The organism is Secundilactobacillus kimchicus JCM 15530 (assembly GCF_001433995.1).
Taxonomy (GTDB): Bacteria; Bacillota; Bacilli; order Lactobacillales; family Lactobacillaceae; genus Secundilactobacillus; species Secundilactobacillus kimchicus.
Genome location: NZ_AZCX01000009.1, coordinates 1 through 23,224, shown reverse-complemented (window position 1 = coordinate 23,224; position 23,224 = coordinate 1). Strand labels below are relative to the sequence as shown.

The following is a 23,224-nucleotide window of genomic DNA, read 5'->3' as shown; positions in this document are numbered from 1 at the left end:
CATGGCTGGGGATGTTAAAAATCGAGAAGAGCTCCATGAACAAAATATTCGCGCCATCTTAGCTGAAGTTTTTAATCAGCAACCTATTGCAAGAGTCGACATCTCTAAAAATCTGTCACTCAATAAGTCAACGGTGTCAGCGTTGTACTTTGATTTAAAGGAACGGGGGGTCGTTTCTGAACTTGGTGAGGGCCAGGCGTCTACGTCTGGTGGCCGGAAGCCCGTTTTGATTGCGATTAATAATCGTTACGGCTTTACGATTAATTTTGATTTTGGGTATCGCCACCTACATATTATGAGAAACGATATCTCCGGTGGTATTTTAGATTACTCGCAGGCTGACGTTGAAGGCTTGCGGTTGTCTGAAATTGTGCAAATTATTGATGAAGCCATCCATGACGCGCGGCGAAATGATCGATCGGAGCACGGCTTATTGGGGATTAGCTTTGCCATTCACGGGACGGTTCATAACAATCAGGTCACGTATTCGCCCTTTATGGATATGGAAGGCATTGATCTGGCCAACGTCTTTGAAACGAAGTATCAGGTTCCGGTTTTACTAGAAAATGAAGCTAACTTGTCAGCGGTTTACGAACGTGATTTTAATGACGGGCATGCGTTGAACAACGCTGTAACGGTCAGCATTCATCGTGGTATCGGGGCCGGAATTATCGTGAACAAGGAACTCTATCACGGTGACCACGGCGAGGCCGGCGAAATTGGTCGGTCTGTGATTATTGGGAGCGCCTTAGGTCAGACGATGATGAAAGTCGAAGATTTCTGCTCAGAAGAAGCCATTATTTCTCAGTTAGGGCAAATTAAGGCGAGCCAGGCACTCGACCGGCAGTCGGTCGTCGAGCTATATAACCAGCATGATGAGGACGCGGTGACGGTGTTGAACGGTTTTATCCGAAACATCGCCATGATTATTTCCAACGTTCAAAACAACTATGATCCGGCAACGATTTTTATCAATTCACCGTTGATCGAGGAACTGCCTAGTTTGTTGCCACCAATTACGGATCATTATCAAAAAATGACTAAATCCAACCCGGTTCCCATAAAAATGATCGCAGATTCACATGCGGCAACTCTGCAGGGTGGGTGTGCGCTCATCACGCGTCAGGTATTGGATTTAGAGAACTTTGAACTCAACTTTTCAGCCAAATAAAGGTCATAAAAAAACAACTTCCTGAAAAAAGGGGGTTGTTTTTTTGAATGTAAGCGCTATACTAACGTTGTGAGTTGGTTGTATGAACAAACTAATTAATTCGTTTATCACTTAAGGAGGAAGTTTCATGGCTGATTTATGGGATTTTAACAAAGTTAACTACGTAGGTAACGGTAATTTAGGTACTGGTGATGGGTTCCACTACTACAACCCAGATGAAATCATCGGTGGTAAGAAGATGCGCGATTGGTTACGGTTCTCAGTCGCTTATTGGCACACATTTGATCAACGGTTAGTTGACCCATTCGGTGATGGGACCGCTATTCGACCATATGACAAGTACACGGACCCGATGGACCAAGCACTTGCCAAAGTTGACTACGCCTTTGAATTTTACGACAAACTGGGTGTTGACTACTTAGCATTCCACGACCGGGACTTAGCTCCTGAAGGTGACACACTGCGTGAAACGAACAAGAATCTGGATAAAGTTGTTGATAAGATTGTTGAGTATCAAAAGACTTCTGGGATGAAAGTCCTCTGGAACACCGCAAACATGTTCACCAATCCACGGTTTGTTTCCGGGGCCGCTACGTCACCATATGCTGACATTTTTGCTTACTCAGCTGCGCAATTAAAGCACAGTTTGGAAATCGGAAAGCGGGTCGGTGCTGAAAACTATGTCTTCTGGGGTGGCCGTGAAGGTTATGAATCACTTTGGAACACGGACATGAAGCGGGAACAAGAACATGCTGCCAAGATCTTCCATTTGGCAAAAGACTACGCCACTGAAATTGGCTTTGATGCTCAAATGTTGCTTGAACCGAAGCCAAAGGAACCAACGACGCACCAATACGACTTTGACGCTGCGACCACGATTGCCTTTATGAAGGAATACGATCTTGATAAAGACTTTAAGTTGAACTTGGAAGGTAACCATGCTAACCTAGCTGGGCACACTTACCAACATGAAATCCGTGTGGCTCGTGAAGCTGGCTTGCTTGGTTCATTGGATGCCAACCAAGGGGACAAGTTGATTGGCTGGGATATTGATGAATTCCCATCAGACTTATACGAAGCAGTTGCTGCAATGTATGAAGTCGTTGAGGATGGCGGCATTGGCCCTCACGGTGGGTTGAACTTTGACTCGAAACCACGTCGTTCATCATTTGAAGCTAACGACTTACTGTACGCTCACATGGTTGGGATGGATACCTTTGCTGCTGGCCTTCGGATTGCGACTAAGATGAAGGAAGACCACGTGTTGGAAAACCTTGTCACGGAACGTTACAGCTCATATGACTCAGGTATCGGAGCTGACATCGAAAGTGGCAAAGCAGACTTTAAGACGCTTGAAGAATACTCAATGGACAAGACCCAAGCCGATTTACGGAATGCGACCCACTCCGATCACCTTGAACAAGTTAAGGATACGATTAACCACTACATTATTGATGCGCTCAGCAAATAATGGTTAACCCTAAATGCAGTGAGTGGACCAAGGTCTGCTCGCTGCTTTTTTAAAGGAGAAGTGACAGTATGAGTGAATATGTTTTAGGCGTCGACCTTGGGACTAGTGCCGTCAAGGTCTCGGCCATGAATAAGGACGGCGAAATCGTCGCCCAACAAAGCTTTGACTACCCACTAAGCCAGCCGCATCCAGGCTATAGCGAACAAAATCCGGAAGACTGGGTATCCGGGACAACCGTTGCGATCGTTCGTCTGATTCTGGACGATCAGATCAAGCCCGAAGAGATTGAAGGCATCAGTTTTTCTGGCCAAATGCACGGTCTGGTCTTGCTGGACGAAAACCGGCAAGTTTTAAGGCCAGCCATCTTGTGGAACGATACGCGGACTACTAAGCAACGCCATGAAATCGAAGCGCAATTAGGCGATAAGTTCGTTGAAATTACAAAGAACCAGCCACTTGAAGGGTTTACCTTGCCTAAAATGTTATGGGTTAAGGAAAACGAGCCAGAAATTTGGGCTCAAGCCAAGACTTTCTTGTTACCCAAGGACTACGTTAGATATCGGATGACGGGAAAATTGGCCATGGATTATTCTGATGCAACCGGGACGGTCTTGTTGGACGTGAAGGCCGGGCAATGGAGCCAAGAAATTTGTGACGCTTTGGATATTCCAATGAGCATGTGCCCGCCGTTGATGAAGTCCATTGATTCAGCTGGTAAAGTTTCTCAGAGCTATGCGCTATTCTCTGGCTTGAGCACCGATACTGAGGTGTTTGGTGGCGGGGCTGATAACGCTGCCGGAGCAGTGGGGGCGGGGATTTTATCGCCTAACATGGTCCTTTCAAGTATCGGGACGTCTGGGGTTGTGTTGAAGTATGAGGAAAATGCGGATGTGGACTACCACGGTGTCCTGCAGTTTGAAGATCACGCCATTCCAGATTCATATTATTCAATGGGCGTGACACTAGCCGCTGGATATTCACTCAATTGGTTTAAAAAGACGTTTGCGCAGGATGTCTCCTTTGATGAAATGGTCGAAAGTGCGGCCAACTCTGGCGTGGGGGCAAACGGGCTAATTTACACACCATATATTGTTGGTGAGCGAGCACCGTACGCTGATGCTGATATCCGGGGCAGCTTCATCGGTGTTGATGGTACCCATAAAAAGACCGACTTCGTTCGAGCGGTTCTGGAAGGCATCATTTTCTCATTTAAGGATATTATGGATATCTATGATGCGCACCATAACGACTTTGACACGGTTGTCGCCATTGGTGGCGGGGCTAAGAGCCCGTTGTGGCTACAAATTCAGGCCGACATTTTCAACAAGAAAGTGGTGAGTCTCGAAAATGAGCAGGGTCCAGGTATGGGGGCCGCAATGATGGCCGCAGTAGGTTTGGGTTGGTTTGACACGTTCCAAGAATGCGCGGACAAATTCGTTCATTTTGGAAAAGAGTACCTGCCAGATCCGAAGCGGGCCCAGCAGTACGATAAAGTCCATGAGATATACGGAAAAGTGTACAAGAGTACGAGTGAATTGAGTCATGAATTGTTGGCCTATCGGCGCGATAATGATATTTAAATAAAAAAGGATGGCCTGATTTCAACGACTTAGTGTTTAAGTTCAACTGAAATCAGGCTTTATTTTTAGCCAAAAAGCCGATGGTGGGTGATTAAACGGAGGCAGTCCATGAAAAAATATACGCCATTACCACTTATTGATACCAGTATTTACTTGTTTGGCGGGCACCAACGAACGGTGGCTGGGGGGTGGCAGTTTTTTGAACAAAAGCATCAGGCGTTTGAACTAATGTATATTTTGGCGGGTTCCCAGACAACCGAAATTAAAAATATTTCGGTGGATTCCTACGGTCCTGGATCTGCCATGATTATTTCGCCAGGGACGATCCATACGAACCGGAACAGTAGCCGAACGGAACCGATGACGTACATCTGTACCCACTTTAATATTGAAAGTGTGGATTTAAAGTCCGACATTATCAGCAAAGTCGCCAATACCGTTTTGGAACCGGAGAGCGACATTGCAAAGTTGATTGGGGACGTCTGTACCAAAATGGTTGGGTTGGTCGCTAGCCAGCGATTCGATGCCAACCAAACAAAAATCCAAATCGAGATTACTTATTTACAGTTTCTATCAGATCTATTGACGGTTCTTAAGAAAATGGAACTTCACGAAAACGCAAAGTATTCTGAGCAAGAGGCCAAGATGGGGCGGGATATGGCGAATCTGATAAAGGAAATGACCGAGGCAGAAGTCATCCCTAACTTTTCGTTTGGTGATGTGTGTCAGGAATTAGGCATCAGCACAGGCTATGGTCACCGGACCTTTAAAAAGGTGTATGGGATTACGCCGTTACACTATATTGAAGAAGAAAAATATCAAAAGGCCAAGGTCTTGCTAGGGGCGCCAAGCTTGTCGGTCGAAGAAGTCGCTTTTCGAATGGGGTCGAGTAGTACGTCAAATTTCTCGAAGCAATTCCGGAAATGGTCAGGGGTGACACCCAGTAATTATCAGCACCAAATTTTAAAGAAACGGGAGGTGCGCACGCTTAAAGAAAGTGGTTACTTTGAGTAAACAGGGTAGATAAGCTGCGTGTGACATTGGTCACAATTTAACTATTACTCGTTAGAAAACTAGATAGTACCTGGTAATGAAAGCGAATACAATAAGGTTGTAGCTTACTAGTGGGTATACAAGTTGTTTAACTGGTTTAGATAGAATTTGACTATTTGACGCAAGTTGGTTGATTGTCAAAACCAACTGTAAGTATAAGGGGGAACTACCATGGCTTCAAATGTTAGCCAAACTGCAAATTCGCAAACGGATGAATTTGCCAAACTTTCTTGGCGCGAGCGAATTAGCTACGGCGCCGGGGACCTGGCCCAAAACCTTATTTTTGGGACGATTGGGTCGATGCTGCTTTTCTACTTGACGACGGTTTACGGCATCTCAGCAGCAGCTGGTGCCACCATCTTTTTAGTGGTTCGGTGGATCAATGTTTTCTGGGATCCGTGGGTGGGGGCCTATGTTGACCGCCATAAATTTAATCCGAAGATTGGGAAGTACCGCCCATTTTTGGTTAAATTTGGCATTCCGCTGACCATCTTGTCCGCGATGTTATTTTTACCAATCCCAGCTTTACGGGGCAACATTTTTTACGCCTTTGTTGCGTACATGGCGACCGCTATGGTGTATTCACTGGTGAATATTCCGTATGGGGCCTTAAACGCTTCGTTAACTCGAGATAACGATGAAGTGTCAACGTTAACGACGGTTCGGATGACCGAAGCCAACATTGGTAACCTGTTGGTTTATACGTTCCTACCACTTTTCGTGCAATTAGCATCACCGAACCCGCAGTCAAAAGACATTGGTCTCTTTGGGCTCAAATTGAATCTGGGAGATTACAGTTCACCACATGCCGGTGGGGCCTACTTCTTGGTCATGTCCATTTACATGGTCATTGGGTTTGTGATGTTGCTGTTCACCTACTTCGGCGTCAAGGAACGTATCTTGCCAACTCAGGAAGAATCAGCGTCTGTTAAGTATTCAGATTTGTTTGGCGAATTAAAACGCAATAAGCCACTGCAGATATTAGGTCTTTTCTTCCTAGTTGGGTTTACATTCATGTTCTTTGGGAACACTGTTTGGCCGTTTTACATGCAATACAACGTCGGCCATTCTGAATGGATGGCGTCGATCAACTTGATTGGATCAATTCCGGGGATCTTCCTCGTCTTTCTCTGGCCAATTGTCCGTAAAAAGATTGGTAAGCGGGGCTTTTTCTACCTTTTCTTATCGTTATTCATTGTCGGAAGTCTCATTATTTGGGCATGGTCGTTGCCTGGCTTCAAGGATCACACGACTTTAGGATACATTGGGCGCTTCTTGCAACAATGGGGTTTAACAGCGGCAACCGGTTACATGTGGTCGATGGTGCCGGAAGTGGTCTCGTATGGTGAGTATAGTTCTAAAAAGCGGGTAGCCGGTATCATTAACGCAATTATGGGCCTGTTTTTCAAGATTGGGCTGGCACTGGGTGGTATTATTCCCGGCTATATCAATGCCTTTTTCAAGTTCGACGGGACGTCGCAATCACAACCAGCTTCGGCTTTGGTCGGGATTCAGTGGTCGATGGTTTGGATTCCAATTATTTTGGCGCTCGTTGCGATGTTCATTATGAGTCGTTACCCACTCAGTGATGCGCGAGTGGCAGAAATCAACATTGCCGTTGATAAAGAACGTAAGGCGAAGCAGATTTAGGTTAAGACGATGAATGAGTGATTTGGAGGTAAAATGATGAAAATTGAAAATCCGGTGTTACGCGGTTTTAATGCCGATCCGAGCATGATTCGAGTCGGTGACACCTACTATATTGCAAATTCTACTTTTGAGTGGTTCCCTGGTGTCCGCCTGCACGAATCCAAAGACATGGTGCATTGGAACTTGTTGCCCTCACCATTATCAACAACAACGCTACTTGATATGAAAGGGAATCCGGCTTCTGGTGGCATCTGGGCACCTGATTTATCATACGCTGACGGTAAGTTCTGGTTGGTTTACACGGATGTTAAGATCACAGAAGGCGCCTTTAAAGATATGACCAATTACTTGACGACGGCAACTGACATTCACGGTCCGTGGACAGACCCAATCAAGTTGAACGGGGTTGGATTTGATGCGTCACTTTTTCACGATGAAAATGGAAAGAAATACTTAGTTCAACAAACTTGGGATCACCGTGAATACCACCATCCTTTCAACGGAATTACACTAACTGAATTTGACGTTAAGACAATGAAGCTACAGCCAAAAACAGCTCGGACGATCTATAATGGCACCCAGGTGAAATTAGTCGAAGGGCCCCATTTATACCAGATCAATGGTTACTATTATTTGTTTGCAGCTCAGGGTGGCACTGTCTTTACCCACCAAGAAGTGGTGGCCCGGTCACGCACATTGGATACGCTGTCGTTTGAAACGGAACCGGGTGACCCATTTATTACAAACATGGATACGCCTGATTTCTACCTTCAGAAACAAGGCCATGGTGCCTTGGTCAATACGCCTGGTGGTGAGTGGTACTATGCGTCACTGGTTGCGCGACCATGGAACCATAAGAATGAATCGGCGTACGATCCTCGTGGTTGGAGCACGCTTGGGCGTGAGACGTCGATCCAAAAGGTTGAATGGGACGATGAGGGGTGGCCTCGGGTAGTCGGTGGCCACGGCGGCCAGGTTGAAGTTGAGGCCCCGAAAGATGCTATTTTGACAAAAGCACCTGACAATGGCGATCAGCATGATGACTTTGATCAGTCAGAACTTGCGCTGGAATGGAATACGTTAAGGGTACCGTTTGAGAATCACATGGGCCGCATAGGACAGGGTCAGTTAACGCTGATTGGGCGTGACTCCTTGGCCAGTGACTTTGACGTGTCCATGGTAGCGCGGAGATGGCAGGCCTTTAACTTTAATGCTGAAACCAAGGTCACGTTTAAACCGTACACTTATCAGCAGATGGCTGGATTGACGAACTTCTATAACGACAATCACTGGTCTTGGATTTTTGTGACCTGGGATGAAAAGAAGGGGCGCGTCATTGAAGTTGCCGAAAATAACCGGGGTCACTATACGTCGTATTTAAAGGATGACGCAATTCAAATTCCGGATGACGTCGAAGCAGTCTGGTTTCGAACGCAGGTCCGTAAGCAATCGTATGGTTATCAGTATTCGTTCGATGGTCAGACATGGCAAGATGTGCCGGTGTCACTGGATGCTGCCATCTTATCCGACGATTACGTGTTGCAAACCTATGGTGGGTTCTTCACCGGGGCCTTTGTTGGTCTAGCTGCAGTGGATTACAGCGGCTACGAACAAGAGGCTGATTTCGATTATTTTGACTATAAGGAACTGCCAGACTAACAGCAGGTTCAAAGAAATTAAACTGAGAAATCGACGAAAAAATAATGAGATCATCCTCACTTTGACGTTGACAACCCTCATTAGATGGTGTATCTTTGTATCAAATATTAGAAGTCGATTAGAAGATGAGTAATTTGGGACCACTCAAAGAGAGCCGCTGGTTGGTGGAAAGCGGTAGTGGAAGCGAGTGAAGATGGTCTTCAACGGAATCGGATGGCTGAGCTATGGCTAAGCCATCGTGGGTGTGCCCATTATAGCACGCGGGTATCAACAGGTACTCGGTAAGAAATTCAGTGTGAACTGGATTTAAAGTAAGGTGGTAACGCGTGCCAACGTCCTTATTCTCGGTCTCGAGAGTAGGGGCGTTTTTTGATTCTGTGACGACAATTTGGAGGGATAGCAAGTGGCGAAAATATACTATTTACACTGTCATAAAATTGCAACTGCTTGTCTTTTGTTGGGTGACGGCTTAACTGGTACCGTCATGTGATGATGTGACGAACTATTAGATTATTGGACACTGAACCGCTAAAAGGAGCGATATTTTTATGAAAACAACCGTTGTTGGCTACCCTCGAATTGGGGCACACAGAGAATTAAAATTTGCTGTTCAAAAGTATTTTAAACACGAAATTGATGCTACTACGCTGGATGAAACCGCTCGTGAGCTACGACGAGTTAATTGGCAATCACTGACGGAAGCGGGGTTAGACCAGATTCCATCAGGCGACTTTTCGTACTTTGACACGACGTTAGATACGGCTAACTTGTTGAACATCGTGCCACAACGCTACCGTGATTTAAACTTAGCCCCGCTTGACGAGTATTTTGCGCAAGCTCGTGGTTATCAGGGACCCAAGGGTGACGTCACTGCGCTGAGTATGAAGAAGTGGTTTAACACCAACTATCATTATTTGGTACCGGAGTTCGAGGACACGACCGATATTAAGCTGGTTGGGACAAAGTTATTTGACGAATTCAAGGAGGCCAAGGCCCAAGGGTATCAGACCCGGCCAACGATTGTGGGCCCGTACACACTGTTGAAACTAGCGGCCTTTAATGGGACTAAAACCGCTGCGGATTATGTGCCGGAACTTGTGACGGCCTATACCGATGTCTTATCACAATTGGCCGAACTGGGTGCTGATTGGGTACAACTAGACGAACCGGCCTTAGTGAAGGATCAAAGTGTGGCTGATTTAGCATTATTCCAAGCACTTTACACCCCGCTTTTGGCAGCCAAGAAATTGCTGAAGGTCTTACTACAAACCTACTTCGGGGATTTGCGCGACAGTTACGAAGCTATCGTCAATCAAGCCTTTGACGGAATCGGATTGGACTTTGTGGAAGGGGCGCAAACTGACAAGTTGGTCAAAACGAACGGTTTTCCGGCGGACAAGGTGCTGTTTGCGGGTGTGATCAACGGGAAAAATATCTGGCGGGCTAACTATGACGAAAAGTTGGCCTTAATCAAATCGTTGCCTGTCAAGGACGACCAGCTTATCTTGACGACCAGCTGTTCTTTATTACACGTACCTTACACAGTGGCTAACGAACCGAAATTAGCGCAACATTACAAGCGATACTTGGCGTTTGCTGCCGAAAAATTAACGGAATTAACTGACCTTAAAGCGATTGCAACTGCTACCAACCAAGCTGAACTTCAAGCGAACCAGCAACTCTTTGCGACACCACGATACCAAGAAAACGAGGCCATTACCAAGCAAGTGGCGGCGCTTAAACCCAGCGACTTTAACCGGGAACCCGATCGCGCGACGCGGTTGAAAATTCAGGCTGATGAATTTAACCTGCCAGTGTTACCGACGACCACCATTGGGTCGTTTCCCCAGACCCGTGAAGTGCGCCAAAACCGGGCAAAGTTCAAGCGCGGCGAGATTACAAGAGAACAGTACGATGCGTTTAACAAGCATGAAATTAAGCAGTGGATCGAATTTCAGGAGAAAATTGGCTTAGACGTGCTGGTTCACGGCGAATTCGAACGCAACGATATGGTGGAATATTTCGGTGAGAAACTGGATGGCTTTATCTTTACTCAAAATGCTTGGGTGCAATCGTATGGTACCCGCTGTGTGAAGCCACCAATTATCTGGGGCGACGTTGCCCGGACCCAACCAATCACGGTGGCTGAATCCGTGTATGCGCAAAGTTTGACGGACAAGCCCGTCAAAGGAATGCTGACAGGGCCGGTGACCATATTGAACTGGTCGTTTACCCGGGAAGATTTGTCACCACAAGAATCAACGTACCAAATTGCGCTGGCGATTCAGGCCGAGGTCTTGGATCTTGAACGTCACGGGATTAAGATTATTCAAATTGACGAGGCCGCGTTGCGCGAAAACTTGCCGTTACGCAAAACGGATTGGTATCCCCGGTACCTGGATTGGGCTATTCCGGCCTTCCGATTGGTCCACAGCAAGGTTCAGCCGACAACTCAGATTCACACCCACATGTGCTACAGTGAGTTTGGTGATATTATTGAGGCCATTGATGCCATGGATGCGGATGTCATCTCATTTGAAGCTTCGCGGGCTGACCTAACGCTGCTGGATACATTACAAGAGGATCACTTCCAGACCCATGTTGGGCCTGGCGTGTATGACATTCACTCGCCACGGGTCCCATCTGAAGAAGAAGTTGCGACAACCATTCACAAAATTTTGGCGAAGCTGCCACTAGACAACGTTTGGATCAATCCGGATTGCGGTCTGAAGACTCGGGGGACGACTGAAACGGTCGCAAGTCTGGAAAACGTGGTGGCGGCGACGAAGCAGGTCCGTGGGGAGCTTGTCCATGAAGGTCGTTGATTGTTTTAAAGACCGGCCTGTCATTTCGTTCGAAGTATTTCCCCCACGGCCAGGTGCCTCAGAAGCGGCTTTAAACCGGTTCTATAGCTCTCTTGACGTGCTGGCTGACTTGGATCCAGCCTACATCAGTGTGACGTATGGAGCGGGCGGTAGCGATAACCACGCTAGTACGTTACGGCTGTGTCGTTATATCAAGGCGCACTACGGCGTTGAAACGGTGCCCCACCTTCCCGGATTGGAATTTACCGCTGAAACCTTGCCAGATTACTTGGATGCGCTGACCCATGCGGGCGTGGAAAATGTGTTGGCGCTGCGCGGAGACTTGCCAGCGACCGGCCAGCCCCATGGTCCCTTTCAGCACGCGTCAGACTTAGTCACGGCTGTTAAAGCGGCGGGGGACTTCAACATCATCGGGGCGTGTTACCCTGACGTGCATCCGGAAGCCCCAAGCCTAGCGGTGGACGTGGCCCACCTCAAGGAGAAGGTGGCAGCTGGCACCTCGCAACTCATTACCCAACTATTTTTTGAAAATGACCACTTTTATCATTTCTTAGACGCAGTGGCTGAAGCCGGGATTGCAGTTCCCATTCAAGCCGGCATTATGCCTGTTATCACGGCGCACATGGTTGAACGGATGGCCACGATGTGTGGCGTGGGGCTGCCCCAAAAGTTTGCCAAAATGATGCGGCATTACGCGGACAATAAAGTGGCCTTGCGCGATGCCGGAGTGGCATACGCCGTTGACCAAATCGTTGATTTATTATCGGAGGGAGTCGATGGGATTCACCTGTATACGATGGATAATCCAATCGTCACCAAGCGAATTTGCTCGGCCATTAAAACATTGATTTAACCAGTAACCGGGTGCCTTTAATGGTATTCGGTTATTTTAGTGTGCCGATTTTGACATTTAGCGACCTGAATTTAGGGATTATTTAATTTTCCATGGTATAACAGAAGAGAAGCAATTTTTGAAAGCAGGTGATTGAATGTTTCCGTATTTAGGGTTAAAAGCCAGTACCGACCCACGTCAGATTGACGAACGGTTGCAGTACCAACCAACCGTGTTTGAATTTTACACGCAGGCGGATGATGTGACGCCTAGTGGGCTAACCCATCTGCGAGCGATGATTGATAAGGTACGAAATAGCGGCGTGCAAGCGATTGTCATTCACCACCCGATGAGTTATTTACACTACCATAATGAGGTGGCCGTCAAGGCGAGTCAGCATCCACGGGCGTACGATTTTGTGATGAGTAGCACGGAAAACCTGATTGAAGTGGCCCAAGAAAAAGACGTTCAGTTGCTGGTTCACGGTGCTTATAATGAAGAGTCGGCTAAAATCGAAGCGGAATTTGGGTCCATTGACGCCGCCCGCACCTTAGCCTTTAAACGGTTGGATTATTTCCAATCGTTGGGTGGTGATCACGTGATGTTTGAAAACTCTATTTCCCCTATTTTTGATTTCGGCAACCCGGTTGTCGATCAGCTCGTCCAGCAGCGCGGCTACCGGTTAGCCTTTGATGTGAGCCACGCGTTTATCGTGCTTCGTGGGGATAATACGTTGTTACAGGAATCGATGCGCCTGTTGGGTCCTCAGGTGGTTCACTATCATCTTGTTGATTCCATGGGAATGACTCACGATAGTTTACCGCTCGGCACAGGGGCGATTGATTGGCAGGGAGCTGCGAGCATGATGAACCCCAAGGCGACCAATATCTATGAAATTGACTTGAACGACCAATATGACAGCCGTGAGATGCGGGAAAGTCACCACTACTTCTCAAAAATTTGGAGGCAAGAACATGACGCGATGTGATTGGGCAGAATCTGGCAATGAACTCATGCAGACTTACCATGATACCGAGTGGGGCTTTCCCACCACTGATGAGACTGAAACTTTTGAGTTAATGGTTCTTGAAATGATGCAAGCGGGTCTGAGTTGGCAAACGGTGCTCAATAAACGGGCGGCATTCCGGGCCGCGTTTGCCGATTTTGACATCGATCAGGTGGCCGCGTTTGATGCGGAAAAGATTGCCGCATTGATGCAGGATACAGGCATTATTCGCAACCGGCGTAAAATTGATGCCGCTGTGAATAACGCCCAGCAAATGAAGCGATGGCATGCAGCAGGCAAGTCGTTAAACGCCTACCTGTGGCAGCAAGCGGGTGGCCACCAACTGGTCGCACAGTTTGCGACGAGCGCTTCAGTCCCGGCTCAAACGCCGCTAGCGCAACAAATTAGTAAAACGCTGAAAAAGAAGGGTTTTAAGTTTTTGGGGCCGACAATCGTGACGTCGTGGCTCCAAGCGCTGGGCATTCAAAATGACCATGTGTTGACCTGTGAGTTCCGGCAAGCAGCGATTGAAGCAGCAAAAAGTCAGGCTTTTTAGGCCGTGGTTGGCGGTTGTGGCTATGGTATGATAGGGGGAGGGGGACTTAACTTATGAAAAAACCAAGGCATTATTACTTGCAGCGACCACCCTCGGGCTGGGATTCGCTGCATTTACCACAACGCATACTGAGACCGCTCATGCGGCTTATTATTCTTGGGGTAAGACAAAGGCATACTCTCGTGTCTGGCCTCTGAAACAAAAGAAATCAGGTACAACAGCCTACATGTGGAATGCTCACCATACAGCCAAGCTTCACAATTTAAAAAATTACCCAGGCGCACTATGGAATTTATCGCGAAGCGTCAAAATGACCTATCGGGGTAAAAGTTCAATTTATTATAAGATCACTAGCGAAAACAAAAAAGTTTCGGGATACGTTTGGCGGGGTTACTTAACAAATTATAATAAGTGGTCACCAGTTTTTGGGGTAAATAGCCCACTATTAACAGATGACGCAAGTTACACACAATATCTGAATGAGTCGCCACAACAAAAACTAGCAAAGGCCGTTATCGCATTATTCCCAAACACGCCGGTAAGCTTGGATCTTTCAAGATACGCCATGGGGCTATCGGCTTCGAGTGGCAAGCTCTTTTCTTCCCAAACAAGCCTACTAACTCCTGGCACTTCAGGCGAGACGATGTACTACTTACGCTTTGCTAGCCCCAAAACTGGCATTACGACCCAAGACAGATTAGATAAAATCAAAGAAGAACTCGATCAACTCGGATATACGGCAGAAAAAAGGGCCAGTCTGACTGGCCAATGGCGGTTAGGAATTTGTTTCTATGATCATATTTCTGCATATATGGGTGTTATAGACGAATCAGATTACGCATTAATGATTGCAAAACAGGACTAATAGTATACTAGCTCGTTTTAACCCCATATACGTAACGTCCTCTAATCACCAAATCAGCCTATTCACAGGGTTTAGCACCCTCCAATTTGCGGTCACCGCCATGTTTTTACTCACCGGTCTCATCATGGTGAGCCTCGGTATCATCGGGGTGTACCTCTACCGCATGTTTGAAAGCTCCCGGCAACGGCCATTATACATCGTGGCCCGGACGACGGGGTTTCCAAGCAACCGCGCGGTGACGCCCCGGCAAGCAACGATGACCTTCCAACAGCCGACTCTGCAACGCCACGCGAATTAGACCGGTAGATCTTGATTCTTAAACAAGTGCCAGCAATTTAAAATGCGCGCCAATCGCTAGCCTGTAATCTAGCGATTGGCGCGTATTTTTTTGGCTAAACTGTTACCGGCCTTAAGAGTCAGGATTGGTGATGAAGTTTCTGATAAAAATAGTGACATTCATCTTTTTACTTTCCCTCTCTAATGCTAGCAGGCAGCGTCGTTTAGCTGACCAAATTGAACCGCCGAACTAATATGCTATACTGTAGAGCAACAGGGGGACTTAAATCATGAAAAAAAGTCATTTATTCATACTTATTGCGGTGACATTGGGGATTGGGCTAGCAAGTTTTGCCTCATTTTCGACGACTGCCAGTGCAGCCTACAAAACGGTCAAAAGCAAGACTTATTCGCCTGCAAAACCGTATCATCAGGCAGTTATTGGCGGGTCCGCACTCATGTGGAATGCGCGCCATACAGCGTACAGTCATAACATGCAAAACTACCCGACAACGACTTGGTACGTAACCAAGAGTGTCAAAATGGTCCATGGTAAATCTTCAACCATTTTCTGGCGGGTTCGGAATCAGCAAAATACAGTGACTGGCTATGTTGCCCGCGGTTATTTTACCAAGGGAATTAATCCCAATTCGGTAGCTACGGGAAATGACCACTGGCAATCAGAAATATCGCCAATGAGTCAAAAAGTATTAGATTTATTTACGGGTACCATTAAGGATCCAGCGTTACAGGCAATGGCAAATTACTCAGGAAATTACTCTAATCCTGATCAATCTGTGCCTGGATACGCCAGAATAATGAAAGCAACTTACGGTGCCATTTATAGCCACACGCAAATAAGCTATGTACCAAATTCAAAGAGTCCATTAACTGATTTTCGTCACGGGAAAATTGCCCTGGAGGATTACATTAATAGTACAATCACTGATAATGGCGGAAACTACAATACGCAAACCCATAAAGGACAAAAAATTGGGGCTTATTTTTATCCCAAAAATAGTCTGTATTATGGTAATGGAATCATTATATTTAGCGTGAATTAGTAAAAAGCAAATTTCAACGTCAGTCAGCCTTTATGTGGGTTGGCTTTTTTCGTTCGAAAGTCTGAAGGTTTTTTATTAAAAGGTCAAATAACCAGTCTTTGTCAATCATCCAAATATTCAAGATTGTAAGCAGGGGCTAGTTTCCTATATTTATTAGGCCGAAGAGGCTCACACTGAGCGTTTCCATATAGGCTTAATCCTTTCATCAAAGTCGGCATAGCACATTACAGCGCCTGAAAAAATCTTCATGGTTCGCTGCTTCTTGGCCATAGTAGAAAGGATACTTGTTAGTCAAATGCCTACCTCGCAATGTAGCTAACAGAGCTAATAAATATATTATGTGTTTCAAAAGAAAAGTAACTGATATTACATTTTTACACCCCCTTTCCTTTACACCGGTTTACAAGGCTGTTCAGCAGATAACGTTGCCTCACCAAACAAATATGTTATACTGTATGGCAACAGGGGGACTTAAATCATGAAAAAAACCAACGCATTATTACTCGCAGCGACCACCTTAGGGCTGGGATTCGCAGCATTCACCACAACGCATACTGAGACCGCTCAGGCGGCTTATTATACTTGGACGAAGACGAAGAATTATTCGCCAGCACCTGCTGTCCATGCGCGTTACTTTAAGGAGACCGCGTATGTATGGAATACACATCATACGCGTAGGTTACATAATCTTAAAAACTATCCTACAACTACTTGGTATCTGTCTAAAAGCGTTAAGATGTCAAATGGCTCTAAGTCAAGCATATATTACCGCCTGGTCAACTCAAAGAAGCAGGTTTTTGGGTACGTTTGGCGCGGATATCTCAAAATGGGCGGATTTGAAACTTATATTCCTACGGATAATGTTGCTACGAGCAGCGAACAAAGTATTGTCAAAAATCTTTTTCCAAAAGCGACTTTAAGTGCTCGTTTGCAACAGATTATGCAAGATTATACTAAGTACGATGATACATGGAGTTCAATGGGAGACTCGCAATGGATTAAGCATTTGGACACGCAACTAACAAAGGACGAACAATTAAAAATGGCCAGTACGTCAATTCTTGCCTCAGATGGAAAGGGTGGGATTAAAGGAGGGGCTTCGTTTGCCGATGGTGTTAAAGCCGCACTAACCACTGAAATTTCGTTGGATCAAGGAATTGGAAATGAATACAACAACTCGAATGGTATGGAGAACTACCAAATGGGTATGTATGTCTTTCCTAAAGGCTCTTCTCGATATGGGGATGTCGCTCTATTATTCCTAAGGCCTTAATCTAGCAACGTGCAAAATATCTGTGATATAAGGGTCCGGGAAACAAAAAACACTACCAGAACGGTTTTGTTCTTAGGGTAGTGTTTTTGATATGGTGAATTGTCAATTCACCCCTTTAAATAATTCAGGACAAAGAAAAGACGAAAACCCAAAAATACGGTTTTTCGTCTTTATTCGCCTTGCGAAAGCCGAGATATGTCAAAGCCTCTTTTTGAACAAGTGATAGATTACCCTAGAAAGACCATTCAGCTAAGCGTGAACCGCCTAGTGAAGGTAGATATTGGTTGGGACTCATGTTGTCATCTCCGAAACCATATCGATGCCGATTAACAGTACCATTCTTAGTGCTAATCTGGAAGACATCAAAAGCCAGCTGGTCACGATTCCCTTTTGGAGCTCGATTTTCGTCACCAGTACCACGATCTGGTAATGCGCAGGTTGTCGTAACAAATTGAATCCCACCGCTATACGCGTGGTCATCTTCATGGGTATGACCGGCGACGTATCCGATAATACTATTACTGTATTTTGTTAACTCATCATAAATCAGTGCAGAGTAACCCGATAAATCATGAGCATTTTCGAAATGATTCGATAAATCGAGAAGAGTTTTCCAACCGGTTACCCCGCGAGGCATGATATGGTTAAATACCATAATTTTTCTGCCAGAAGCAGCTAATTGTGGCAATGTGTTTACTAACCAATCATACTGGGGTTTCGAATAGCGTGTGAATCCATGTCTAAACGTGTTGAAGTGTGGATTTCCATCGTCGGTCGTATCAGTGGCAATTTCTGGCTGATCAAAACCGTCCAGCACAAGAACAGTAATATTACTGTCAGGGATCTCATAAGTCCCATACACAGCATTATTGGGATTTGACGGTCGTTGTAACCATTGAGATGAACGTAGTGACCATTCGTCAGCTGCCGTAACGATTTGGTCCATTTGGTAACCAGCCATATCACGAACATAGCCAGAATTATCATCGTGGTTACCCTGAAGGATAATGTACGGGCGTCGGCTAAGTTTAACAGCATCAACCGCACGTTCAGTATCAATCAAACTAAGTTCTCGAGACTTCACACCGTCATTTAGATCGCCACCATGAATCATGAGATCTGTCCCATAATGGCTAGTGAAGTAGCTAGCCAACATGATCGCTCGAAGACCCATAGCGGTCCCCGGTGTTTGGTAACTATCTACGTGAGTATCGGTAATATAAGTGATTAGTACATCGTCATCGTTTCGATTAGCTGTGATTTCACTTTTAATTCTTTCCATTTCATCAATTTCGTCCGAAGTTGGTACAAAATCCTCGGAAGGTGTTAAGTTGTCAATATTGTAACCTTCCTCCCAGCTAGTGTTATTAGGACCGTAAACCTTATTACCACGGGTCTTACCATTAACCATTTTAGTATATGGCCAGATATTTTCCCAAGGTTGAGATGTGTTTTGATCTTGGACATAATTTGCAACGGTTTCACTGTAAGCACTATCGTTATTTTTCGTTAAGTCATTAAGTCCGACTGACAACTGGCCAATTGGCATGTAGTGACCGTTCGCAAATTTCACCCACATACGAGTGTGCTCAGTACCGTTTGTTTTTCCAACATAGTTGACTTTTGTACCTTTTGCGTGCGTAGTACCAGTTTCAAAATCTGATGAAAATGTCGGTTGTGTTCGAGTTGCAGCACCACTTAACATTTTTACCCAGCCCTTCATTGGGAATTTATACCCATCCAGACTAGCTAATGGTTGCGCACCACTTAGTGATGGCGTACCGGTATCAACCCCACCTTGATCCCGACCGCCGGTTGTTCCACCACCTGTTGTGTAAACCGGGTCACCAGGGTTCTCGTCAGTAACGTATGAGACAAAAGGACTGATTTGCGCATATGGGAAGTAGACATAATGACCATCGTCATTCGGTGAGTAACAAGCCCAATAGTAGTTTCCAGATTTCACCTTAGCTTCGTAGTAAATGTCATTACCGCCAGCTAAGGTGTCAATAACCGTCGAATTGATATCCGGGGTTTCGTAAACGTTTACGTCAGCGACAATACCCATGTGACCTTGAGAGTCTAGAACTGTCCCATCGGCTGTTTGATTAGCCACTGCGGCGCCTTCAGCACCGGTAAGTTCACCTAAGTTTTCTTGGTCACTTGGCGTTGGGAGACCGCCGCCAGTTGAGGTACTGCCACCGGAAGCGTAAACTGGGTCGCCCCAGTTGCTATCTTCCCCGTAGTACCGCAGAACACCGGTCGTGCTGTCAACAATCGTCGCATATGGGACGTAGTACGTTTTGCCATCGTTAGCACTCACATATTTCAGCCAATAGTGATTATCGGCCTTAATCTTAGCGGTATAAGGCACCGTGGAATTCACTACAATGTGATCGATCCCTTGACTATCCATCAACGTTGTTTCACGGCCATAGGCCCCGTTAGTGGTGTAGGTGAAGTTCCCAGTTGTGGTGTAAGTTGTTCCATCTGGGGTGGCGTCAGCGTGATTAGCCCCCTCTTGTCCATAGAGCGTTCCTAACCCCTCACCGGTTGTGGGCTCAGAACCAGCTTGAATCGGGTCAGTCGAATTCGTATCAGTCCCAAAATATTCGTTATTCGCAATGTTGGCGTAATCAACATATACTCGGTTGCCGGATGCCCCGATATAACTTAACCAAAGGTGATTGTCATTCTTGACTTTACTGTCGTAGTTGACTGATTCACCGGCTACATAGGTGGCAGCACTAGATTGGGCCATAAAGGGACTGGTTCGGACCCCGACATTTCGGTCAAAGGTGAATGTCCCTGAAGCAGTAATGGTATACATTTCTGGTGTGTTGGTTGCTGCTGTAACGTCCATTATTCATCATCCTCACATTTTTTGATTGGAGGCCTCGTTGTTTCGTCGACAACCAAAGCATAAAACGCAGACTAAAAAAATAAAACTGTCAATTAATGTCAATTACTCGCATAAACTATCGTTAACTGTCGGAGTTCTTGATGGAGACCAACAAATGTGCGGTTGGGTCGAAAAAAGCAAATCGTAAAAGCGCTTTGAACTGCATTCTGAAGTAGGCACTGGTAGATTCACCAAAAAAATCCGGATATCTCTCTAGCAGGATTGATTGAACCTCGTCACAGGGCTTCTTTTTCAAAAAATGTAAAGCAATCAGGTCTGCATACAACTGATTCTGAGTTGAATCTGTATCTCGCAAGGTCTGAATTGTTTGCCGGATATTGCGACTTTGGTCACACAGTGGGATACCGAAGTGGCACGCCATCTCGGCTTCGGGGTCTCCGTAATGGGTGAGATAATATTTGACGCGATTGACACTTTCAGACTTATTGATGTTATGAACAGAATATTGATTAGCCATTCAACTAATACCTCCAGATTTCCATTTGAATATTTGATGAGTACAAATACGAAAATAGCAGTTTGTGATATAAACCGCAAACAAAATTTTGGCTAAATAATTAAAATTACAAAAGTTTCTTTATAAAAATTTAAGAAATTCGCAACAGTTCTGTAACGTTTAAACCCCTTCTAACGTACTGGTATTATTAGGATATTTAACAATTCTTAAGGTATATTACAGAAATATTTCATTCTATTTGGGACTCTTATATTACAAATTATTCTATTTTCGTAATAAAGGATTGCGGGATAAATCGATAGTAATTGACAGTTTCTTTTATGAGTCGTGAATGACATCCTAAAGATATCCAAAAGAAGGAGGTATATCAGGATGTCAGAAATACTAAGTTGGATTCAGTGGTTGGACAAAAATGGCGTTATTGCGTTTCTCGGGACAGCTCTCTTTGTAGCCTATAAACTACTTCATCCGATTGCCCAGGCCAAACTACAGGATGAAACTTCCAGCATTAAAGTACGAACTCTCCAAATTGCAGATGATTTGGCGGCGACAATTGTTCCTGAACTAGCCCTAATGAGCACTTTAAGCAATGAGGAACGGAAGGCGGAGGCCATCAAATTTATTAACCGAAAGCTTAGCTTGCTTGATCTACAACTGACAGAGGAAACCGTGTCAGCTAAGGTCGAAAAAGCGTATCAAGAATTTAAAGACACACCGTTAAAATCCCGTTCTTGAGATTGTTTGAGGATTCGTAGAGCATTGTAAATACGAGCTAAGAACAGGTGCTTCTTTGGCGACGATGAGGTTAATGTTCAACAATTAGCAAAAAAAGAAATGAAAATGTAATATTTAAGTTATTGTTCATTTTCATAGATAATTTAAGTGGGCTTGTGAAGCGCTTTAGTTCCCTTAAAAACAACACTATTTCGATTTAGAAACATGCTGCCAGAAGGGACTGAATAGGCCATATTAACAAGTTTATGAGGTTTTAAAAAGTTGTGTTTTTTACTGAAATAAGTAATAGTGTTATTAATGTTGTTAATTTGATTTTTTAGAAAGTATGTGTTTAATATGTTCCCAAAAGGAAAACGGCTAATTAAGGATGTCACACTAGATCTGGAGGAAACTGTGGAGAGGACCAAACGGTACTTGTTATATTGGGTCCGATTTTCCCATAGTGAGAAGATGAGAGCAGTTTGTTTTACGATTGATCGAATTAGAGAAAGTAAGAGTCTCGATTTTCAGATTAGTGCTGACTACCTAGAAAAATTGTATGTGAAGCGTGAAGCTCCTCAGAAGGTTCGAATGTTCCTTTGTGAAAAGTACCCCCAAATTATGGCTAAATCGACAGCGACTTTTGAAGAGGTCCAGTTCTATGCTTGTTTAATTTACGCTATTTATGATCAGTCATCGGGACTCTCCATACACAGGGACACGTTTCCAATCAAAGAAAACATTTTGAGCACAAAGCTATAATGCGGAACCCCGACCAGAGACTTCTCTCTGGTTACAAAAGAGTTTGGACGTCAAAAAAGGTAGTCAGAAATGCCATCTGACTACCTTTTTAAGTGCTTCAATATTAAGTATGGTCTGTTAATTTAAACATTTAAAGTACTTGGTTTTTGTAGCTTTCATTTTGCATAATCAATTATTTGACCAGTAGAACGACAAAATCACCGTATCCTTTAGTTCCAGTGTTCGGATCACTAGTGACACTCTTAGGACTCACATATGCCCCAATGTGGTAACCTTTGTATCCAGAGAAGTTGACCTTTTTATTGGTTGCGTTAAACCCATCATAAATTGATGCATTTTCCTTAATATAATCCGTAAAACTCGTTGTTCCAGCGATGAAAGATTTACGTGGTTCAACGTTATTCCCGGTAATCAATGGACCAATTTTTACGTAACTAGTAGCTAACTGAGTTTGTACTAGGTTATCGAAACTGCTACTATCGGCTTGTGAACTGTAGCCACTTGTACTCAACTTTTCTGAAGGATATGCGTTTGCTAATTTTTGAAGCTTAGAATCCTGCACAGTGCCTGGGAACATGCTAATCAACTGATTATTCAAAGAACTGTCAATCAATGAAGGATCAGTATTCGGGATAGCATTCGACGAATTACCACTCGCTTGAGTGTTCCCTGTGTTGATATTATTTACACCTTTTGCCAAATATCCGCGCCAAACATAACCACTAACCCCGCCACTAGTCAGTCGGTAGTAAATCGCACTCTTACCACCGCGTGTCATCTTCACACTCTTTGATAGGTACCAAGTAGCACTTGGATAGTTTTTTAGGTTATGAAGCTTCCGGGTGTGGTGGGCGTCCCACATATAAGCAGTCGTGCCCGGTGTTTTCTGTTTCATAGCGACACTTGGCGAATAATTCTTCGTCTTCGTCCAAGTGTAATAAGCCGCATGAGCGGTCTCAGTATGCGTTGTGGTGAATGCAGCGAATCCTAGTCCTAGAGTGGTTGCTGCAAGTAATAATGCGTTGGTTTTTTTCATCAGTTAAGTCCCCCTGTTGTTCTACAGTATAGCATATTAGTTCGGCGGTTC

Annotated in this window: 18 protein-coding genes; 15 read left to right on the top strand and 3 right to left on the bottom strand. The window is 45.1% G+C overall.

Going from position 1 to position 23,224, the window contains the following annotated elements; genetic code table 11:
- The first annotated feature begins 1 nt into the window (after position 1).
- The 14 genes from FC96_RS09890 (at position 2) to FC96_RS09825 (ending at position 17,281) form a co-directional block, all read left to right on the top strand.
- The gene (locus FC96_RS09890; protein WP_054659973.1) at positions 2-1,171 is read left to right on the top strand and encodes an ROK family protein; all 1,170 of its coding nucleotides are present in this window, start codon (positions 2-4) and stop codon (positions 1,169-1,171) included.
- A gap of 127 nt (positions 1,172-1,298) precedes the next feature.
- Positions 1,299-2,642 (top strand): xylose isomerase, encoded by a 1,344-nt coding sequence (xylA, locus tag FC96_RS09885; protein ID WP_054659975.1) that lies wholly within the window; start codon positions 1,299-1,301, stop codon positions 2,640-2,642.
- 68 nt (positions 2,643-2,710) lie between these two features.
- On the top strand, positions 2,711-4,222 hold the full coding sequence (gene xylB, locus FC96_RS09880) for a xylulokinase (protein ID WP_054659977.1): 1,512 nt from the start codon (positions 2,711-2,713) through the stop codon (positions 4,220-4,222).
- A gap of 108 nt (positions 4,223-4,330) precedes the next feature.
- Positions 4,331-5,236 (top strand): AraC family transcriptional regulator, encoded by a 906-nt coding sequence (locus FC96_RS09875; protein ID WP_056942877.1) that lies wholly within the window; start codon positions 4,331-4,333, stop codon positions 5,234-5,236.
- A gap of 210 nt (positions 5,237-5,446) precedes the next feature.
- Positions 5,447-6,925 (top strand): MFS transporter, encoded by a 1,479-nt coding sequence (locus FC96_RS09870; RefSeq protein WP_056942876.1) that lies wholly within the window; start codon positions 5,447-5,449, stop codon positions 6,923-6,925.
- A 36-nt stretch (positions 6,926-6,961) separates the two neighbouring features.
- Complete coding sequence (locus tag FC96_RS09865; RefSeq protein ID WP_054659979.1) at positions 6,962-8,584, top strand: glycoside hydrolase family 43 protein; 1,623 nt, start codon at positions 6,962-6,964, stop codon at positions 8,582-8,584.
- Between the two features lie 548 nt (positions 8,585-9,132).
- Entirely contained in the window at positions 9,133-11,409 is a 2,277-nt protein-coding gene (metE, locus tag FC96_RS09860) for a 5-methyltetrahydropteroyltriglutamate--homocysteine S-methyltransferase (protein WP_054659981.1), read from the top strand.
- A complete protein-coding gene (gene metF / locus FC96_RS09855; protein ID WP_056942875.1) occupies positions 11,396-12,262 on the top strand; it encodes a methylenetetrahydrofolate reductase [NAD(P)H] in 867 nt (288 codons plus the stop codon). Before metE ends, metF begins: the two co-directional genes overlap by 14 nt.
- 136 nt (positions 12,263-12,398) lie before the next feature.
- Complete coding sequence (locus FC96_RS09850; protein ID WP_054659983.1) at positions 12,399-13,229, top strand: TIM barrel protein; 831 nt, start codon at positions 12,399-12,401, stop codon at positions 13,227-13,229.
- Positions 13,216-13,803 carry a DNA-3-methyladenine glycosylase I gene (locus FC96_RS09845; protein WP_054659985.1) on the top strand — a complete coding sequence of 196 codons (588 nt, stop codon included), beginning with the start codon at positions 13,216-13,218 and terminating at the stop codon, positions 13,801-13,803. Before FC96_RS09850 ends, FC96_RS09845 begins: the two co-directional genes overlap by 14 nt.
- Positions 13,804-14,113: 310 nt before the next feature.
- Positions 14,114-14,668 (top strand): hypothetical protein, encoded by a 555-nt coding sequence (locus FC96_RS09840; RefSeq protein WP_056942874.1) that lies wholly within the window; start codon positions 14,114-14,116, stop codon positions 14,666-14,668.
- 100 nt (positions 14,669-14,768) lie between these two features.
- The gene (locus tag FC96_RS09835; RefSeq protein ID WP_054659991.1) at positions 14,769-14,966 is read left to right on the top strand and encodes a hypothetical protein; all 198 of its coding nucleotides are present in this window, start codon (positions 14,769-14,771) and stop codon (positions 14,964-14,966) included.
- A gap of 268 nt (positions 14,967-15,234) precedes the next feature.
- The gene (locus tag FC96_RS09830; protein ID WP_056942873.1) at positions 15,235-16,008 is read left to right on the top strand and encodes a hypothetical protein; all 774 of its coding nucleotides are present in this window, start codon (positions 15,235-15,237) and stop codon (positions 16,006-16,008) included.
- Positions 16,009-16,486: 478 nt separating this feature from the next.
- Entirely contained in the window at positions 16,487-17,281 is a 795-nt protein-coding gene (locus FC96_RS09825) for a hypothetical protein (protein WP_054659995.1), read from the top strand.
- Positions 17,282-17,513: 232 nt separating this feature from the next.
- Here FC96_RS09825 and FC96_RS09820 read toward each other — a convergent pair whose 3' ends face one another.
- Both FC96_RS09820 and FC96_RS09815 read right to left on the bottom strand, forming a co-directional pair.
- Positions 17,514-20,144 (bottom strand): SH3 domain-containing protein, encoded by a 2,631-nt coding sequence (locus FC96_RS09820; protein WP_056942872.1) that lies wholly within the window; start codon positions 20,142-20,144, stop codon positions 17,514-17,516.
- A 121-nt stretch (positions 20,145-20,265) separates the two neighbouring features.
- Positions 20,266-20,661 (bottom strand): hypothetical protein, encoded by a 396-nt coding sequence (locus FC96_RS09815; protein ID WP_056942871.1) that lies wholly within the window; start codon positions 20,659-20,661, stop codon positions 20,266-20,268.
- Positions 20,662-21,033: 372 nt separating this feature from the next.
- On the opposite strand from FC96_RS09815, the gene FC96_RS09810 reads away from it, so the two are divergent.
- The gene (locus FC96_RS09810) at positions 21,034-21,396 is read left to right on the top strand and encodes a phage holin, LLH family (protein WP_056942870.1); all 363 of its coding nucleotides are present in this window, start codon (positions 21,034-21,036) and stop codon (positions 21,394-21,396) included.
- A gap of 913 nt (positions 21,397-22,309) precedes the next feature.
- On the opposite strand, the gene FC96_RS09800 is transcribed toward FC96_RS09810, so the two are convergent.
- Positions 22,310-23,173: a hypothetical protein gene (locus tag FC96_RS09800; protein ID WP_056942869.1), complete on the bottom strand. Its 864-nt coding sequence runs from the start codon at positions 23,171-23,173 to the stop codon at positions 22,310-22,312.
- Positions 23,174-23,224 lie beyond the last annotated feature (51 nt).

What these genes read in the sequence shown, in the direction of transcription:
- FC96_RS09890 (WP_054659973.1), top strand. Translation starts at nt 2, where the DNA reads ATGGCTGGGGATGTTAAAAATCGAGAAGAGCTCCATGAACAAAATATT.
- xylA (WP_054659975.1), top strand. Translation starts at nt 1,299, where the DNA reads ATGGCTGATTTATGGGATTTTAACAAAGTTAACTACGTAGGTAACGGT.
- xylB (WP_054659977.1), top strand. Translation starts at nt 2,711, where the DNA reads ATGAGTGAATATGTTTTAGGCGTCGACCTTGGGACTAGTGCCGTCAAG.
- FC96_RS09875 (WP_056942877.1), top strand. Translation starts at nt 4,331, where the DNA reads ATGAAAAAATATACGCCATTACCACTTATTGATACCAGTATTTACTTG.
- FC96_RS09870 (WP_056942876.1), top strand. Translation starts at nt 5,447, where the DNA reads ATGGCTTCAAATGTTAGCCAAACTGCAAATTCGCAAACGGATGAATTT.
- FC96_RS09865 (WP_054659979.1), top strand. Translation starts at nt 6,962, where the DNA reads ATGAAAATTGAAAATCCGGTGTTACGCGGTTTTAATGCCGATCCGAGC.
- metE (WP_054659981.1), top strand. Translation starts at nt 9,133, where the DNA reads ATGAAAACAACCGTTGTTGGCTACCCTCGAATTGGGGCACACAGAGAA.
- metF (WP_056942875.1), top strand. Translation starts at nt 11,396, where the DNA reads ATGAAGGTCGTTGATTGTTTTAAAGACCGGCCTGTCATTTCGTTCGAA.
- FC96_RS09850 (WP_054659983.1), top strand. Translation starts at nt 12,399, where the DNA reads ATGTTTCCGTATTTAGGGTTAAAAGCCAGTACCGACCCACGTCAGATT.
- FC96_RS09845 (WP_054659985.1), top strand. Translation starts at nt 13,216, where the DNA reads ATGACGCGATGTGATTGGGCAGAATCTGGCAATGAACTCATGCAGACT.
- FC96_RS09840 (WP_056942874.1), top strand. Translation starts at nt 14,114, where the DNA reads ATGACCTATCGGGGTAAAAGTTCAATTTATTATAAGATCACTAGCGAA.
- FC96_RS09835 (WP_054659991.1), top strand. Translation starts at nt 14,769, where the DNA reads ATGTTTTTACTCACCGGTCTCATCATGGTGAGCCTCGGTATCATCGGG.
- FC96_RS09830 (WP_056942873.1), top strand. Translation starts at nt 15,235, where the DNA reads ATGAAAAAAAGTCATTTATTCATACTTATTGCGGTGACATTGGGGATT.
- FC96_RS09825 (WP_054659995.1), top strand. Translation starts at nt 16,487, where the DNA reads ATGAAAAAAACCAACGCATTATTACTCGCAGCGACCACCTTAGGGCTG.
- FC96_RS09820 (WP_056942872.1), bottom strand. Translation starts at nt 20,144, where the DNA reads ATGGACGTTACAGCAGCAACCAACACACCAGAAATGTATACCATTACT.
- FC96_RS09815 (WP_056942871.1), bottom strand. Translation starts at nt 20,661, where the DNA reads ATGGCTAATCAATATTCTGTTCATAACATCAATAAGTCTGAAAGTGTC.
- FC96_RS09810 (WP_056942870.1), top strand. Translation starts at nt 21,034, where the DNA reads ATGTCAGAAATACTAAGTTGGATTCAGTGGTTGGACAAAAATGGCGTT.
- FC96_RS09800 (WP_056942869.1), bottom strand. Translation starts at nt 23,173, where the DNA reads ATGAAAAAAACCAACGCATTATTACTTGCAGCAACCACTCTAGGACTA.